The 16,337-nt window shown below is 72.2% G+C and carries 12 protein-coding genes; 6 read left to right on the forward strand and 6 right to left on the reverse strand.

Annotation, left to right across the window (positions count from 1 at the left end; translation table 11 throughout):
• Position 1: 1 nt before the first annotated feature.
• Positions 2–3,211, reverse strand: a complete 3,210-nt coding sequence (locus tag V2W30_RS25075) for a tetratricopeptide repeat protein (protein WP_338699958.1) — start codon at positions 3,209–3,211, stop codon at positions 2–4.
• A 119-nt stretch (positions 3,212–3,330) separates the two neighbouring features.
• Here V2W30_RS25075 and V2W30_RS25080 point away from each other — a divergent pair, with 119 nt between their 5' ends.
• Together V2W30_RS25080 and V2W30_RS25085 are read left to right on the forward strand one after the other, a co-directional pair.
• Positions 3,331–5,370, forward strand: coding sequence for a thioredoxin domain-containing protein (locus V2W30_RS25080; RefSeq protein WP_338699960.1), 2,040 nt, complete (start codon positions 3,331–3,333; stop codon positions 5,368–5,370).
• A gap of 17 nt (positions 5,371–5,387) precedes the next feature.
• Complete coding sequence (locus V2W30_RS25085; protein ID WP_338699962.1) at positions 5,388–5,699, forward strand: hypothetical protein; 312 nt, start codon at positions 5,388–5,390, stop codon at positions 5,697–5,699.
• 9 nt (positions 5,700–5,708) lie between these two features.
• Here V2W30_RS25085 and V2W30_RS25090 read toward each other — a convergent pair whose 3' ends face one another.
• The 3 genes from V2W30_RS25090 to trhA all read right to left on the reverse strand — a co-directional run bounded on the left by V2W30_RS25090 (position 5,709) and on the right by trhA (position 8,718).
• Complete coding sequence (locus tag V2W30_RS25090) at positions 5,709–6,320, reverse strand: TetR/AcrR family transcriptional regulator (RefSeq protein WP_338699963.1); 612 nt, start codon at positions 6,318–6,320, stop codon at positions 5,709–5,711.
• A gap of 11 nt (positions 6,321–6,331) precedes the next feature.
• Positions 6,332–7,897, reverse strand: a complete 1,566-nt coding sequence (locus V2W30_RS25095) for a DHA2 family efflux MFS transporter permease subunit (RefSeq protein WP_338699965.1) — start codon at positions 7,895–7,897, stop codon at positions 6,332–6,334.
• Between the two features lie 137 nt (positions 7,898–8,034).
• Positions 8,035–8,718, reverse strand: a complete 684-nt coding sequence (trhA, locus tag V2W30_RS25100) for a PAQR family membrane homeostasis protein TrhA (protein ID WP_338699967.1) — start codon at positions 8,716–8,718, stop codon at positions 8,035–8,037.
• A gap of 297 nt (positions 8,719–9,015) precedes the next feature.
• Here trhA and V2W30_RS25105 point away from each other — a divergent pair, with 297 nt between their 5' ends.
• Both V2W30_RS25105 and V2W30_RS25110 read left to right on the forward strand, forming a co-directional pair.
• Positions 9,016–10,845 (forward strand): phosphoenolpyruvate carboxykinase (GTP), encoded by a 1,830-nt coding sequence (locus V2W30_RS25105; RefSeq protein ID WP_338699969.1) that lies wholly within the window; start codon positions 9,016–9,018, stop codon positions 10,843–10,845.
• Between the two features lie 170 nt (positions 10,846–11,015).
• Positions 11,016–12,752, forward strand: coding sequence for an Ig-like domain repeat protein (locus V2W30_RS25110; protein ID WP_338699971.1), 1,737 nt, complete (start codon positions 11,016–11,018; stop codon positions 12,750–12,752).
• Positions 12,753–12,846: 94 nt separating this feature from the next.
• Here V2W30_RS25110 and V2W30_RS25115 read toward each other — a convergent pair whose 3' ends face one another.
• Both V2W30_RS25115 and V2W30_RS25120 read right to left on the reverse strand, forming a co-directional pair.
• The gene (locus V2W30_RS25115; RefSeq protein WP_338699973.1) at positions 12,847–13,260 is read right to left on the reverse strand and encodes a hypothetical protein; all 414 of its coding nucleotides are present in this window, start codon (positions 13,258–13,260) and stop codon (positions 12,847–12,849) included.
• Between the two features lie 117 nt (positions 13,261–13,377).
• A complete protein-coding gene (locus V2W30_RS25120; RefSeq protein ID WP_338699975.1) occupies positions 13,378–14,589 on the reverse strand; it encodes a pyridoxal phosphate-dependent aminotransferase in 1,212 nt (403 codons plus the stop codon).
• 394 nt (positions 14,590–14,983) lie between these two features.
• On the opposite strand from V2W30_RS25120, the gene V2W30_RS25125 reads away from it, so the two are divergent.
• Positions 14,984–15,607 (forward strand): alpha-ketoglutarate-dependent dioxygenase AlkB, encoded by a 624-nt coding sequence (locus V2W30_RS25125; RefSeq protein ID WP_338699977.1) that lies wholly within the window; start codon positions 14,984–14,986, stop codon positions 15,605–15,607.
• Between the two features lie 76 nt (positions 15,608–15,683).
• Entirely contained in the window at positions 15,684–16,325 is a 642-nt protein-coding gene (locus tag V2W30_RS25130) for a hypothetical protein (protein WP_338699979.1), read from the forward strand.
• Positions 16,326–16,337: the final 12 nt, after the last annotated feature.

The following is a 16,337-nucleotide window of genomic DNA, read 5'->3' on the forward strand; positions in this document are numbered from 1 at the left end:
ACTACGCGGCCTCGCCGACCACCACCCCCATCACGTCCCGGGCGTGCCGGTTCGGCACCATGCCCAGGCGCCAGGCCTGCCAGCCCGCGTCCAGGTCCACGCCCCGCTCCAGGAGCAGCCCGTACGCCTCCACGTAGTCGTCGAGCTTGCCGTCGCGGGTGGGGTTCGGGGTGCGGGACAGCTGCGCCAGCTCCTCCTGGGCGACGGCCGCGCCGACCTCCGAGCCGCCCGGGGAGGCGTACGGCAGCAGCGTGCAGCGCAGGAACACCGCCCAGTCCTCGCCGCGCCGGTCACCGTACGAGGCGAACAGCGACGCCGCCTCCTCGCAGAGCGCCATGGCCTGCTGGAGCCGGGCGTTGCCCGCGTCGACGACCGCCAGCTCCAGGCACGTCCACGCCTCGCCGTGCGCGACACCGATGCGCCGGAAGTCGGCGCGGGCGTCGACGAGGAGCTGACGGGCGAAGCCGGAGTTGCGCAGCGAGCCGGTCTGCGCGGCCCGCTGGTCGCGGGTGACGCGGGCCGAGTGGTGGCGGGCGCACGCCAGGCCGTACACGTCCCGCATCCGGGAGAACATCGTGCGCGAGCGCTCCAGCTCGCGCACCGCCTGGTCGAGGTTGCCGGTCTCCTCCAGGGCCTGGCCCAGGTAGTAGTACGACCAGGCCTCGCCGCGCGCGTCCTCGTTGTCGCGGTGCCGGGACGCGGCCTGGCGCAGGCCGTCGACCGCCGTCGACGCGTCACCGTCGACGAGCCGGGCACGGGCCAGCTGGGTCAGCGCCCACGCCTCGCCGCGGGCGTCCCGTGTACGCCCGTACAGGTCGAGGGCCGTGCGCAGCTCGTCGTCGGCGCGCGGGACGTCGCCCATGCGCAGGCACAGCTGGCCGAGCTGGAAGTGCGCCCACGCCTCGCCGTGCAGCGACTCGTTCTCCCGGTGCAGGGCGAGCGCGTCGGTGAGCAGCGAGAGGGACTCGCGCACGTGGGCGCGGTCGCGCTCGACGGCCGCGAGCGCGTGCAGCGTCCAGCCGCGGTCGCCCTTCGTCTCCGGTGTCGTCTGGAGGTCGAGCGCCTCCCTCAACTTGGCGGTGGCCTCCGTGAGTTGACCCTGGTGGTGCAGGGTGATGCCGAGCGAGCACAGCGCGCGGGCCTCGCCCGCCCGGTGGTGCGCCTCGCGGTAGAGGTCCACCACCGAGGACAGCGTCGTCCTGGCCTGGTCGAGCTCGCCGAGCTGACGGGCCGCGATGCCGGTGCGCCACTGGACCGAGCGCACCAGGAGACCCTGGTCGATGGCCTGCGTCAACTCGCTGATCTCGCCCAGGCGGTAGAGGTCGCCGCGCAGCAGGCAGTAGTCGCACAGCGCGCCCAGGAGGCCGAGCACCGCGTCCTGGCTGACGCCCTCCGCGTGGCGCAGCGCCGCCGTGATGAAGCTCGACTCGTCGTCCAGCCAGCGCAGCGCCGCGTCCAGGGACGTGAAGCCGTGCGGGCCCATCTGTCCGGCGCGCGTCGACATGTTGCCGTCGACCAGGCGGATCACCGAGTCCGCGAGGTCCGCGTAGTTCTGGATCAGCCGTTCCTGCGCGGCCGTGCGCTCGGCCGGCTCCTCCTCGTCGGCGAGGCGGGCCTGCGCGAAGGTGCGGACCAGGTCGTGCAGGCGGTACCGGCTGCCGCGGACGTGGTCGACGAGGCCCGCGCGGGACAGGGCGGACAGGTGCCGGGTCGCCTCCTGCTCGTCCGTGGCGAGCAGCGCCGCCGCCGCGGCCGCGCCCAGCGAGGCCCGCCCGGCGAGCGCGAGCCGGCGCAGCAGCCGCCGCGCCGGGTCGGACTGGTCGGTGTAACGCAGCCACAGCACTCGCTCGACCGGCTCGACGGGCCCGTACGCGCTCAGGTCGGCGGCGAGCTGACGCGTCGTGCGCGGGCCGATGGCCGACCCCGCGACGCGCAGCGCCAGCGGCAGACCGCCGCACAACTCCCTTACGGCTTCGGAGGATTCGGCGTCGTAGGGGCCGCTCGTGTCCTCGGCGGCCGCGCGCAGCAGCTCCTCCGCGCCCGCCGCGTCCAGCGCCTCCACCGGCAGGTGGTGCACCCACGCCGGGGTGTCCTCGGGCAGGTCGAGGGGCTTGCGGGCGGTGACGACGACGAGGCTGTCGGACCGCTCGGGGATGAGGGTGCGCACCTGCTGGGCGTCCTGCGCGTCGTCGAGGACGATCGTGACCGGCAGCCCCGTCAGATGCTGGTGGTACAGCTCGCTGAGGCGCTTGACCTGCTGTTCCTGCGGCGAACGCTCCCGGAACAGCAGCTGCTCGCGCGGCGCGCCGAGCCGGTTGAGCAGATGGAGCAGCGCGTCGCGGGTCGTCAGCGCCGGCGCGTCGGCCCGGTCCCCGCGCAGGTCCACCACGCACGCCCCGCGGAACTGGTCCCGCAGTTCGTGCGCCGCCCGTACCGCCAGCGTCGTGCGGCCCGACCCCGGCGCCCCGTGCAGCACCACGACCGTCGGCCGGGTCTCCGTGCTGGCCCGCGCCGCGTGCACCCACTGCGCGATCCGCGACATGGCCACCCGCCGCCCCGCGAACGGGCCCTCGGGCTCGGGGAGTTGGCCGAACGACTGCTCCAGCACGTTGCGCCGCCGGGCGGCCGCGCTCTTGTCGGTCCGCCGCAGCTGCGGGGTCGGCTTCTTCGCGCCCCCGGCCCCCGTCGTCGCGGCGAGCACCCGCTGCTGGTCGAGGAACGGCCGGATGCCCCGCACCTCCAGCGCGGTCAGCCACTGCAACCGCAGCTGCTCCGGCCCGCCCGGCTGGCTCAGCGCGCCCGCGCTGCGGCTCGCCGCGGGTACGTGCGAGGCGGCCACCTTGGCGAGCGTCGCCGCGCCGCCGAGGACGGCCACGGCGGCGCCCGCGCCCACGGCGATCCCGGTGCCGGTGCCGAGGATCAGGTCCGCCACCACGGCGGTGACGGCGCCGACTCCCGCCACCTGCAAGGGAGTCGACCCGCCCTGCTTGGCGAACCGCTCCCCGAACGACATCTGCCCGGCCTCGGCCTCGTCCAGTGCCCTGCTGTACGCGGCGTACTCGTCGGCGGCCGTCTGCTCCATGGCGTCCAGCGCGCCGCGTGCCCGGGAGAGCAGCACCCCGCCGTCCGTACGTCCGCCCGACCGCCTGACCTCTTCCTCGACGGCGCGGGCCAACAGCCGCTCGGCCTCCGCCCGATGGCTGTCTCGCATCGTTCGTCCCCCTCCGATGGTGTCAGTTCCGGCTCAAGTGTCCTGCGTATGGGGTGAAGGCGCGAGGGTCCCGCCGATCAAAGACGCGACGGCGACGGGCATGCGCGAGGATGGACGGTATGCCGAACCGACTGGCCCAAGAGACGTCCCCCTACCTCCTCCAGCACGCCGACAACCCGGTGGACTGGTGGCCCTGGTCGGCCGAGGCCTTCGAGGAGGCGAAGCGCCGGGGGGTGCCGGTGCTGCTCAGCGTCGGGTACTCCAGCTGCCACTGGTGTCATGTGATGGCCCACGAGTCCTTCGAGGACGACGCCACCGCCGCCGTCCTCAACGACAAGTTCGTGAACATCAAGGTCGACCGCGAGGAGCGCCCCGACGTCGACGCCGTCTACATGGAGGCCGTGCAGGCCGCCACCGGCCACGGCGGCTGGCCCATGACCGTCTTCCTCACGCCGGACGCCGAGCCGTTCTACTTCGGCACGTACTTCCCGCCGGAGCCCCGCCACGGCATGCCCTCCTTCGGCCAGGTCCTCGACGGCGTGCACAGCGCCTGGACCGAGCGGCGCGGCGAGGTCGCCGAGGTCGCCGGGAAGATCACCGCCGACCTGTCCTCGCGCGAGCTGCCCTACGGGGACACCCAGGCGCCCGGCGAGGCCGAGCTGGTGCAGGCGCTGCTCGGCCTGACCCGGGAGTACGACGCGGCGCACGGCGGCTTCGGCGGCGCGCCCAAGTTCCCGCCGTCCATGGTCATCGAGTTCCTGCTGCGCCACCACGCGCGCACCGGCTCCGAGGGCGCGCTCCAGATGGCCGCCGACACGTGCGAGCGGATGGCGCGCGGCGGGATCTACGACCAGCTCGGCGGCGGCTTCGCCCGGTACAGCGTGGACCGCGAGTTCACGGTGCCGCACTTCGAGAAGATGCTCTACGACAACGCGCTGCTCTGCCGCGCCTACGCGCACCTGTGGCGCTCCACCGGCTCCGAGCTCGCCAAGCGCGTCGCTCTGGAGACCGCCGACTTCATGGTCCGTGAACTGCGCACGAACGAGGGCGGGTTCGCGTCCGCGCTCGACGCCGACAGTCTCGACGTCACGGACCCGTCGAGCGGCAAGCACGTCGAGGGCGCCTACTACGTCTGGACGCCCGCGCAGTTGAACGACGTGCTCGGCGCGCAGGACGGCGCCGTCGCCGCCCGGTACTTCGGGGTGACGGACGAGGGGACCTTCGAGGAGGGCGCCTCCGTCCTCCAACTCCCGCAGGGCGACGAGGTGTTCGACGCCGCGCAGATCGAGCGGATCCGCACCGGGCTGCGCACCGCCCGGGACGCCCGGCCCGTCCCCGGCCGGGACGACAAGGTCGTCGCCGCCTGGAACGGGCTGGCGATCGCCGCGCTCGCCGAGACCGGCGCCTACTTCGGCCGGCAGGACCTCGTGGACGCCGCCGTCTGCGCGGGCGACCTGCTCGTCCGGCTGCACATGGACACGCACGCCCGGATCTCCCGCACCAGCAAGGAGGGCCAGGTCGGCACGAACGCGGGGGTCCTGGAGGACTACGCCGACGTCGCCGAGGGGTTCCTCACGCTCGCGTCCGTGACCGGCGAAGGCGTCTGGCTGGAGTTCGCGGGGCTGCTGCTCGACCGCGTCCTCGACCTGTTCGTGGACCGCGAGAGCGGGGCGCTGTACGACACCGCCAGTGACGCCGAGAAGCTGATCAGGCGGCCGCAGGACCCGACGGACAACGCCACGCCGTCCGGGTGGACCGCCGCCGCGGGAGCCCTTCTCTCGTACGCCGCGCAGACCGGGTCCGAGGCCCACCGCACCGCCGCCGAGCGGGCGTTGGGCGTCGTGAAGGCGCTCGGCCCGCGCGCCCCGCGCTTCATCGGGAACGGGCTCGCGGTCGCCGAGGCGCTGCTCGACGGGCCGCGGGAGGTCGCCGTCGTCGGCGAGATCGGCGGGCGGATGCACCACACCGCGCTCACCGGGACCGCGCCGGGCGCCGTGGTCGCCGCCGGACCGCAGGGGAGCGACGAGCTGCCGCTCCTCGCCGACCGGCCGCGCGTCGACGGGCACGACACCGCGTACGTCTGCCGCCACTTCGTGTGCGACGCCCCGGTGACCGACGTCGACCGACTGCGCGTCGTCCTGGGTGCGGAACAGGGCTAGCGCGGTATAGCTACCGCATGATCCACGCTCTGCTCACCGCCGCGCTCACCGGCGCCACGCTGCTCGCGACCCCCGCCGCCCCCGCTGCCGCCGACACGGTCCACCGGGGGACGACCGGGTGTTTCAGCTGGTCGTGGCAGGACGGTGGCACCCTGACGACGACCGTCTACTACCGCAATCACTGCCGCACCGCGCACACCTTCCGCATCCGGTGGTCGTCGGAGGCGTCCGGGACGGAGGACATCGACGTCGGCGGCGGGGACAAGGGGTCGACGTGGAGCTTCTACTCGCTGAAGCCGCTGGGCTTCGCCGACCTCGGGCGGGTCTAGCGGGCTCTCCTAGAGCCCGTGCTGCACCGTGTCCAGGGCGCGCAGCACCAGGTCCCGCAGGTCGTCCTCGTGGTGGTGTTCGGCCCAGTACATCGTGGCCTGCATCATCGCGCCGACCAGCGACATGGCGTAGACGCGGACTTCGAGGTCGTCGGCGTCGCGGCCGGTGCGCTCCGCGATGACCCGGCACATCAGCCGGCCGGTGACGGACATCGACTCCATCATCCGGGAGCGCACCGCGGGCGTCTCGACCTGGAGCCGCAGCCGCAGCCGGGTCACCTCCGGCGGTTCGTCCGCGAAGGCGAGCTCCAGGCTGCGGTCGATGACGTGCCGTACGGAGTCGACGACCGACTCGTCGGCGGGGCGCGCCCGCAGTTCCCGTTCGAGGACCGGGTCGAACTCGTCGGTGAGGACGATGTCCTCCTTGGTCGGGAAGTAGCGGAAGACCGTGGAGGGCGACACCTCGGCGGCCTCGGCGATCTGCTCGACCGTCGTCGCGTCGTACCCCTGCTCGGCGATCAGGCGGTACGTCGCCTCGCGGATCGCCGTCCTGGTCTTGATCTTCTTGCGCTCGCGGAGCCCGACCTTGGGCTCCGCGGGCGTCTGTGCTGACGCGGCCATGGCCCTCATTCTCAGGCATCGGCGCTGACCGGGGCCACCTCCGTGCCGGCGGGGGCGTCCCCGGCGGGCCGGACGCGGCCGGGCATCAGGGCCGCGGTGAGCAGGGCGGCCGCCAGGGCGGCGATCCCGATGACGGCCAGGGCGAGGGTCATGCCGTGGACGAACGCGGAGTCGGCCGAGGCCGCGAGCGCCGGTTCGCCGAGCTTTCCGGCCACCGCGTGGGCGCCGACGACCGAGTCGCGGGCCGTGTCCGCCGCCGGGCCCGGCAGGCCCGCGGTGCTCAACCGGCCCGAGTACGCCCCGGCGAGCAGGGCGCCGAGCAGGGCGACACCGAGCGCGCTGCCCGTCTGCCGCACCGTGGAGAGCAGGCCCGAACCGCGGCCCGCCTGGTCCTTGTCGAGCGTGGCCATGGCACCGCCCATCGCGGGGATCATGGCGAAGGCCATGCCGATCCCGGCGATCGACAGCCACAGCGCGGTGAACCCGTACCCGGAGCCGACCGTCGTGCGGGCCCCGAGGAACGCGGCGAAGGCGAGCACGGTGAGCGCCGTGCAGACCACCGCCCGTGCCCCGAACCGGGTGACCAGCGGCTGCGCCAGTCTCGCCGCGAGCAGCATGCCGCCCATCAGGGGCAGGACGCGCAGTCCGGTGCCGAGCGCGTCCGTGCCGAGTACGGCCTGGAGGTACGGCGGCAGCAGGAACAGCACGCCGGACAGGACGAACATGCCGAGCGTGGCGGCCAGGGTGTTGCTGAGGAAGCCGCGGTGGGTCAGGAGCGAGAGGTCCAGCATGGGCCGGGCGCTGCCCCGCTCCCGCGGCACCAGCGCCCCGAGCAGGACGGCGGCGGTGACGAAGGCGCCGATGACGACGGCGTCCGTCCACCCCTTCCCGGGGCCCTCGATGATCCCGTAGATGAGGGAGCCGAGGCCGAGTGCGGTCAGTGCCGTGGAGACGATGTCCACCTTCGGCGCCGCCGGGTCCCGGCTCTCGGGCAGCAGGAACAGGCAGGCGATGATGCCGATCGCGACCATCGGCACGTTCAGGACGAAGACCGAGCCCCACCAGAAGTGGTCGAGCAGCCAGCCGCCGATGATCGGGCCGAGCGGCATGCCGAGCGCGGAGGCCGCCGAGATGGCGCCCAGGGCCTTGGTCTGTTCCTCGCGCGGGAACAGCGACGGCAGCACGGACAGGGCGAGCGGCATCACGAACGCCGCGCCGATCCCCATCAGGGCGCGGGCCGCGATGACCCCGTGCGCGTCGGAGGAGAGCGCGCCCACGACGGACGCCGCGAGGAAGACGCCGAGTCCGCCGATCAGCATCCGGCGCCGGCCGAACCGGTCGCCGAGCAGTCCGGCCGGGAGCATCAGCGCCGCGAACACCACGATGTACGCGTCCGCCATCCACTGCTGCTGCCCGGTGGTGGCGCCGAGCTGCCCGGCGATCGTCGGGAGCGCCACGTTCAGGATCGTCGTGTCGAAGCCGAGCACGAGCATGCTCGCGACCAGGGCACCGAGGGCCCACCAGCGCCGGGGGTCCGGGCGCGACTCCCTCGTCCGAGGTTGAGTGACAGTAACCATGAAATGAGAGTAGCTCTCATTTCATGGTTACTGTCAATATCGAGTCCCTGTCGGGAGAGGGCTGGAGACCCACGCTCCGGGCGCACGAAAAAGGCCGCGGCGTGAGCCGCGGCCTCAGGGAGGGATGGGGGAGAAGGTCAGGCGTGCTGGTACGCCACCAGGGAGATGCCGACGTAGTGCACGACGAAGGCGGCGAGCGTGAGGGAGTGGAACACCTCGTGGAAGCCGAACCAGCGCGGGGACGGGTTCGGGCGCTTGATGCCGTAGATCACGCCGCCCGCGCTGTAGAGCACTCCGCCCACGACGACCAGGACGAGCACCGCGATGCCGCCGGTGCGCAGGAAGTCGGGAAGGAAGAAGACGGCCGCCCAGCCCATCGCGATGTAGCAGGGGGTGTAGAGCCAGCGCGGGGCGCCGACCCAGAAGACGCGGAAGGCGATGCCCGCCGCGGCCGCCGCCCAGATGCTCCACAGCAGAGCGTCGCCCTTGCCGTCCGGCAGCAGCAGCATCGTCAGCGGCGTGTACGTGCCCGCGATGATCAGGAAGATGTTCGCGTGGTCGAGCCGGCGCAGCACGCCGTCCGCGCGCGGGCCCCAGTTGCCCCGGTGGTAGAGCGCGCTCACGCCGAACAGCAGGCAGGCCGTCAGGGCGAAGATGCCGCAGGCGATCCGGCCGCGTGTGGAGTCGGCGAGCGCGGTGAGGAAGAGGCCGGAGATCAGCACGGCGGGGAACATGCCGGCATGCAACCAGCCGCGCATTCTCGGCTTCAGCAACGGCGGTTCGACAGCGGTGGCTTCGGTCTGCTCTGCGGCGACGCTCATCCGGGAATGGTACCTACGCACCCGTAGGTCGTGGATATGGCAGGCGTCAGATCTCACCTGGGGTTAACCCCAGGTCGCGGAAGTGTCCTGATCCCTAACCCATCGGCAACGAGTGGCGATGCTCACGCCGCTCACGTGTGAAGCCCCCTGGACAGATGGGCGAAACGGTCGGATGATCAAATGAGTGCGGTCGGCACCGGATGAGCGCTCGCTGGATTTCAGTGGAACGGGAGGCGCAGCGTCCGGGTCGCGGCCCCCACGGGGCACCCAACTCAACATCCTCATTTAGGAGCGATCGTGGCGCGCGACATCGCGGCTTCCGCCCTGGGCACCCTCCCGACCAACCACCAGGAACTGATCTCGTGGGTCAACGAGATCGTGGAACTGACGCAGCCGGACAGCGTGGTCTGGTGCGACGGCTCCGAGGCCGAGTACGAGCGGCTCGCCGAGGAGCTCGTCGCCAAGGGGACGTTCAAGAAGCTCGACCCGATCAAGCGCCCCAACTCCTACTACGCCGCGTCCGACCCGACCGATGTCGCGCGGGTCGAGGACCGTACGTTCATCTGCTCCAAGGAGGAGAAGGACGCGGGCCCGACCAATCACTGGAAGGACCCCGCCGAGATGCGGGAGATCTTCGCGGGCGAGAAGGGCGTCTTCCGCGGCTCGATGAAGGGCCGGACGATGTACGTCGTCCCGTTCTGCATGGGCCCGCTGGGCTCGCCGCTGTCCGCGATCGGCGTCGAGATCACCGACTCGGCGTACGTCGCCGTGTCCATGCGCACCATGACCCGGATGGGCCAGCCGGTCCTGGACGAACTCGGTGAGGACGGCTTCTTCGTGAAGGCCGTGCACACGCTGGGCGCCCCGCTGGCCGAGGGCGAGCAGGACGTCCCGTGGCCGTGCAACGCGACGAAGTACATCTCGCACTTCCCCGAGGACCGGGAGATCTGGTCGTACGGCTCCGGCTACGGCGGCAACGCCCTGCTCGGAAAGAAGTGCTACGCCCTGCGCATCGCGTCCGTCATGGCGCGCGACGAGGGCTGGCTCGCCGAGCACATGCTGATCCTGAAGCTGACCCCGCCGACCGGGGAGTCGACGTACGTCGCCGCGGCCTTCCCGTCCGCGTGCGGCAAGACGAACCTGGCGATGCTGGAGCCCACGATCTCCGGCTGGACCGTCGAGACGATCGGCGACGACATCGCCTGGATGCGGTTCGGTGAGGACGGCCGGCTCTACGCGATCAACCCCGAGGCCGGCTTCTTCGGTGTCGCGCCCGGCACCGGTGAGCACACCAACGCCAACGCCATGAAGACCCTGTGGGGCAACTCCGTCTTCACGAACGTCGCGCTCACCGACGACAACGACGTGTGGTGGGAGGGGATGACCGAGGAGACCCCGGCGCACCTCACGGACTGGAAGGGCAACTCCTGGACGCCCGAGTCGGACACCCCGGCCGCGCACCCCAACGCCCGCTTCACCACCCCCGCGTCGCAGTGCCCGATCATCGCGCCCGAGTGGGAGGACCCCAAGGGCGTGCCGATCTCGGCGATCCTGTTCGGCGGCCGCCGCGCCTCGGCCGTGCCGCTGGTCACCGAGTCCTTCGACTGGAACCACGGCGTCTTCCTCGGCGCGAACGTGGCCTCCGAGAAGACCGCCGCCGCCGAGGGCAAGGTCGGCGAGCTGCGCCGCGACCCGTTCGCCATGCTGCCGTTCTGCGGCTACAACATGGGCGACTACATGGGGCACTGGGTCGACGTCGCCAAGGGCAAGGACGCCGCCAAGCTCCCGAAGATCTACTACGTCAACTGGTTCCGCAAGGACGCGAACGGGCGCTTCGTGTGGCCCGGGTTCGGTGAGAACTCCCGCGTGCTGAAGTGGATCGTGGACCGCCTCGACGGCCGGGCGGAAGGTGTCGAGACCCCGATCGGCATCCTCCCGACCAAGGAATCCCTGGACACGGTCGGCCTCGATCTGGCCGACGCCGACCTGGAGTTCCTGCTCACCGTCGACAAGGAGGTCTGGCGCGAGGAAGCCGCACTGGTACCGGAGCACCTCAACACGTTCGGCGATCACACGCCGACCGAGCTGTGGGACGAATACCGCAAGCTGGTGGCACGCCTCGGCTGACGCCGGACCTGACCGAGCCCCCGCACAACGGCGTGCGGGGGCTCGGTCGTGTGCGCGATCATCTGAGCACCGCATGACCACCCTTCACAGGTTCCCCACATGTTTCAATGGCCTCACAAGTGCGCTCATCGAGGGGGATGAGACGCCAATTCAGCCTGTGGGGGGCATAGTTGAGCACGTCTCAGCACATCAGACGCACGGCCGCACTCCTGGTGGCCGGCGTACTCGGCGCCGCCGGCCTGGTCACCGGCACCGCGTCGCAGGCGCTCGCCGCGACACCCGCCGACACCGCCGTGAAGCTTCCCGTCACCAGCTTCTCGGCGCTGGCCGTCGACTCGGCGCACCAGCGGGTCTTCGTCTCCGAGGGCAACGCGGAGTACCCGACCACCCCGGCCGTGCACGTCTACGACTTCGACGGCAAGAAGGTCGCCACGGTCGCCGTGCCCACCTTCGCGTCGGGTCTCGGCCTCAGCGCCGACGGCAACACCCTGTACGTGTCGCAGAAGAACGCCATCCTGAGCTACGACACGTCCACGTTGGAGCAGTCGGCGCGGGCCAACGCCGAGTACGACACCTGCGGGCGCTCGCTCGCCGTCGCGGGCGGCCGGGTGTGGCACACCACCAAGTACGAGTACCAGTCCGGCTACTGCGCGACCGGGTACACCTTCCTCGACCGGATCAGCGGCCCGTCGCCGCGCACCGGCTGGGGCGACTACGGACGGATCCAGCTGTTCGGCGGCGGCCCCGCCGCGCCCGACCGCCTCTACGCCGCGCAGGAGCTGAGCAGCGCCGCGCCGAACCCGTTCCTGACCGCGTTCAAGGCCGACGCCGACGATCCCGTGCGCGGGCCCGAGCGCCGGTTCGCCGACGCCGACGGCAAGGGCGCGCTCGACTTCAAGGACCTCGCGCCCAGCGCCGACGGCACCAAGGTCGCGGTCGCCGACGCGGCGCGCGGGACCCTGCTGTTGAACGCCGACGACCTCAGCACCGCGTCCGGCCAGTACCAGGCGCTGCCCGACGGCGCGAAGGCCTCCGCGGTCGCCTTCAGCGGTGACGGCAAGTACGTCGCACGCGGCGCGGCCGCCTACGGCTCCACGCCCGACCTGCTGATCCAGCCCGCGGACCCGGCCGACACGACCGCGCCCCTGGAGTTCGCCTTCGAGGGCAGCCTCGACGGCGACGCGGTCGTCCCGCGCGGCCTCGCGTTCGCCGGGGACGGCTCGCGCCTCTTCGCCGTCACGAACCACGGCGGCTACGAGTACTGGCTGCACATCATCACCCCGCCCGCCGCGCAGTACGACGCGCGCTTCGCGAGCGGCCTGACGCAGAGCCCGAGCGGCGCCGTCATCGGCGAACCGGTCGCCCTGCGCGGGAAGCTGGAGTTCGACGGCGGCACGCCCGCCGCCCCCGCGAGGATCACCGCCGTACGCAAGGACGCCGACGGCACGACCACCGAGCTGAACCCGGTCAAGCTCGCCGCCGACGGCTCGTTCACCGTGCTCGACGTCCCCGACCGGGTCGGCGAGGCCACCTACACGGTGTCGTACCTGGGCGACCTGACCCACCGCCCCGCCGAGGACGTCGTGAAGACGGTGCAGGTTGGCAAGGCGCCGACCACGATCGCGCTGACCGCGCCCACGGAGGCCACCAAGAGCGGCGGCGTCGAGATCACGGGCACGTTCACCGCGGCGGGCCCGGCGCTGTCCGGCGCGGCGTCGCTGTCCGTGGAGCGCACGGACCGCCTCGGCACGCAGGCGCTCCCGACGGTGGAGGTGTCCGCGGACGGCACGTTCACGGTGCGGGACTTCCCGCGGACCACGAAGTCCGTGATGTACAAGGTGAGTTGGCCGGGGGACGCGACGCACGGGGCGTCCTCCGCCTCGGCGGTCGTCACCGTCAGGCGCTGACCCGAAAGAGCGGGGCCGGTGACCGTCGACGGCCACCGGCCCCGCTCCTCCCGGTATCCAAGCGGAGGGGGGCTGTACGGCTGACGGCTGACGGCTACGCGGAGACGAGGCGCTGCGCGCCCGCGTGGTACTCCATGCGCCGGGCCGCCAGGATCGCGGCGGCGGTGTCCGCGCGGGACGCGGCGACGACGAGGGCGCGGCCCGCGAGGGCGTGCGCGCGTCGGTGCAGTGCGACGGCCTGCGACGCGGGGTCGGCGGCGGCGACAGCGGCCCGCACCGGCGGGTGACCACCGCGCAGCCGGGCCACCTGCGCGGCCAGCTCCTCGGCCGCCGCGTCCAACTCCTCGTCCCTGGAGGGGAGTTGGCGCAGCTCGTCGGTGACCGTGAGGAGCGCCGCGAGATGTCCGGCGAGCTGGATGTCCAGCTCCTCCTCGCGGGTGCGGTGCGGGAAGTCGACGCTCTCGGCCGCCACGGTGTGGACCGACTTGGTGCGGATCGGCTCGTACATGGGAGGCCTCCAGGGCGGGCGCGGCAGCTTGGCCTCCATCGTACCTTAGAACGTGTCTAAGTTAGACCTTGTCTAAGGTAGGTCGTGTCCGAGGTGCGGCGCGCCCGAGGGGGCCGGTCAGGGCTGGCTGTATCCGTCCAGGAAGTTCCCGATCCGGGTCACCGCCTCCGTCAGCTGCCGGGTGTCGGGCAGCGTGACGACACGGAAGTGGTCCGGCTCCGGCCAGTTGAACCCGGTGCCGTGCACGACCATGATCTTCTCGCTGCGCAGCAGGTCGAGGACCATCTGCCGGTCGTCCTTGACCTTGAAGACCTTGGGGTCGAGGCGCGGGAAGAGGTACAGCGCGCCCTTCGGCTTCACGCACGTCACGCCCGGGATCTGCGTGAGCAGCTCGTACGCCACGTCGCGCTGCTCCTTCAGGCGGCCGCCCGGCAGCACCAGGTCATTGATCGTCTGACGTCCGCTGAGCGCGGCGACGACACCGTGCTGGCCCGGCATGTTGGCGCACAGCCGCATGTTCGCCAGGATCGTCAGGCCCTCGATGTACGACTCCGCGTGCGCGCGCGGCCCGGAGACCGCCATCCAGCCCACCCGGTAGCCGGCCACCCGGTACGCCTTCGACATGCCGTTGAAGGTCAGCGTCATCAGGTCCGGGGCGATGGCGGCGGTGGGGGTGTGCGTCGCGTCGTCGTACAGGATCTTGTCGTAGATCTCGTCGGAGCAGACGAGGAGGTTGTGGCGGCGCGCGATGTCGGTGAGGCCCCGCAGCATCTCGTCGCTGTATACGGCGCCGGTCGGGTTGTTGGGGTTGATGATGACGATCGCCTTGGTGCGGTCGGTCACCTTGCGCTCGACGTCGGCGAGGTCCGGCATCCAGTCGGACTGCTCGTCGCAGCGGTAGTGCACGGCGGTGCCGCCGGAGAGCGAGACGGCGGCGGTCCACAGCGGGTAGTCGGGCGCGGGCACCAGTACCTCGTCGCCGTCGTCCAGCAGCCCCTGCATCGCCATCACGATCAGCTCGGAGACCCCGTTGCCGATGAAGACGTGCTCGACGTCGGTCTCCACGCCGAGCGTCTGGTAGTGCATCATCACCGCGCGGCGGGCGGCCAGGAGGCCCTTGGCGTCGCCGTAGCCGTGCGCGTCGCCGAGGTTGCGGAGCATGTCCTCCAGGATCTCGGGCGGGCACGCGAAGCCGAACGCCGCCGGGTTCCCGGTGTTGAGCTTGAGGATGCGGTGGCCTGCCGCTTCCAGCCGCATCGCCTCCTCGAGAACCGGGCCGCGGATCTCGTAGCAGACGTTGGAGAGCTTGGTCGACTGGATGAGCTGCATGCTCCGACTTTACGGGCGTGTTTCGCGGCGGCGCGCCCTGTTTACCGCCTGATGGGCGGGCCGGTGGGGGCGCGGTTTCGGATGCGGTGGCACGGAGTGCCGGATGCCTCCGGATTGGCGGGTACGGGGGTGGGGTGCGGCTTTGATGGGACGGTTCGGCGGGCGCGGGTGATGTGGGCCACTGCGGCGGGTCGGGGTGTCGTGGAGGGGCCGCCGCCCTCCTGCTCGTGCCGACGCGGCTCGCCGCGGCCGTGGTCCGCGCGGGGTGGGCCTGTGGGCGGCGCTCGTCGTGACCCTGGTCGCCGTCGCCGCGTTGGGCACGGGGTTCCGGCGCCGGCGTCGGCCGCCGCCGGGGAATCGCGCACATGTTCGATGACGGGGGTACGGTGGAGGCATGCTTCAAGGCTCACTCTTCGACCAGGACGAGGACATGGCGCTCGGCCCGCTCACCGGGGTGCGCCGCACCACGCTCGGCGCCGGGGCCTGGATCGACGTACTGCCGGGCTGGCTGAGCGGCGCCGACGCGCTGTACGAGCACCTCGCCGACGGTGTCCCGTGGCAGGCCGAGCGGCGCCAGATGTACGAGCGCGTCGTCGACGTACCGAGGCTCCTGAAGTTCTACGGGGACGGCCGGACGCTGCCGCACCCCGTGCTCGCCGAGGCGCGCGACGCGCTGTCCGCGCACTACGGCGAGGAGCTGGGGGAGCCGTTCACCACCGCCGGGCTCTGCTACTACCGGGACGGGCGGGACAGCGTGGCCTGGCACGGCGACCGGATCGGACGCGGCGCCCGCGAGGACACCATGGTCGCCATCCTGTCCGTCGGCGCACCCCGCGACCTGCTCCTGCGCCCGCTCGGCGGCGGCAGCGGCTCGACCGTGCGCAGACCGCTCGGGCACGGCGACCTCATCGTCATGGGCGGCTCGTGCCAGCGCACGTGGGAGCACGCGATCCCCAAGTCGACGCGGGCCACGGGGCCGAGGATCAGCGTTCAATTCCGGCCACATGGGGTGCGTTGACGCGGGATTGAGCGGATTGGGGGGATATCGCCGACGACTGTTCGCGGCACCCCCGCAGTCCATACAATCCGCCCTCATGTCCTGGCAGCACCCCCGCGAAGGCCACGAGCCGGCGATACCCGAGGTCGTGTACGACCCGCAGCAGGCCGTCGGCGCCTATGACGGCTACGCCGATCCGGCCGTGGTCCACGGATGGCAGGAATCGGCCACCGAGGCCCCCGCCGCCGTGCTCGGCACGGAGCCGCTCGCCGCGCTCTCCGAGGAGCCCGACGGCAACGCCGTCTTCGTCGACGGCTCCGGCCGCAGAGGGCGCCTGATGCGGCGCGGCGGCATCGCGCTCGGCGCGGCCTGCGTCGTCTTCCTCGGCGTGATCGTCACTGGCCTGTTCGGTTCGAGCCCGTCGGGCGGCCCGCTGCCCTGGAGCGACGACTCGGGGAACGGCAAGCAGCCGCGCGCCGAGCACTCCGGTGCGCCGGCCGTGAGCCCCGACCCGGTCCCGACCGGGGACAGGACATCGGCCGCGAGCCCGTCCGCGACGACGTCCGCGCACCCGAGCGCGTCGGCCGGCAAGGACACGCGCCCGGCCGGATCACCGTCCAAGGCCGCCACCACGGCACCGACGACCACGGCACCGGCCGCCACCGCGTCGGCCCGGGGGAACTCCGACACCCATCCCGGGCGCGGCAACGGCGCGGGGGTCACCAAGGGGCCCAAGTGACGTCCGGGCCCA

It is taken from the genome of Streptomyces sp. Q6, from assembly GCF_036967205.1.
Lineage (GTDB): Bacteria > Actinomycetota > Actinomycetes > Streptomycetales > Streptomycetaceae > Streptomyces > Streptomyces citrinus.

Coding starts and splice junctions, on each gene's coding strand:
- V2W30_RS25075 (WP_338699958.1), bottom strand. CDS start 3,211: ATGCGAGACAGCCATCGGGCGGAGGCCGAGCGGCTGTTGGCCCGCGCC.
- V2W30_RS25080 (WP_338699960.1), top strand. CDS start 3,331: ATGCCGAACCGACTGGCCCAAGAGACGTCCCCCTACCTCCTCCAGCAC.
- V2W30_RS25115 (WP_338699973.1), bottom strand. CDS start 13,260: ATGTACGAGCCGATCCGCACCAAGTCGGTCCACACCGTGGCGGCCGAG.
- V2W30_RS25120 (WP_338699975.1), bottom strand. CDS start 14,589: ATGCAGCTCATCCAGTCGACCAAGCTCTCCAACGTCTGCTACGAGATC.
- V2W30_RS25095 (WP_338699965.1), bottom strand. CDS start 7,897: ATGGTTACTGTCACTCAACCTCGGACGAGGGAGTCGCGCCCGGACCCC.
- V2W30_RS25085 (WP_338699962.1), top strand. CDS start 5,388: ATGATCCACGCTCTGCTCACCGCCGCGCTCACCGGCGCCACGCTGCTC.
- V2W30_RS25125 (WP_338699977.1), top strand. CDS start 14,984: ATGCTTCAAGGCTCACTCTTCGACCAGGACGAGGACATGGCGCTCGGC.
- V2W30_RS25090 (WP_338699963.1), bottom strand. CDS start 6,320: ATGGCCGCGTCAGCACAGACGCCCGCGGAGCCCAAGGTCGGGCTCCGC.
- V2W30_RS25130 (WP_338699979.1), top strand. CDS start 15,684: ATGTCCTGGCAGCACCCCCGCGAAGGCCACGAGCCGGCGATACCCGAG.
- trhA (WP_338699967.1), bottom strand. CDS start 8,718: ATGAGCGTCGCCGCAGAGCAGACCGAAGCCACCGCTGTCGAACCGCCG.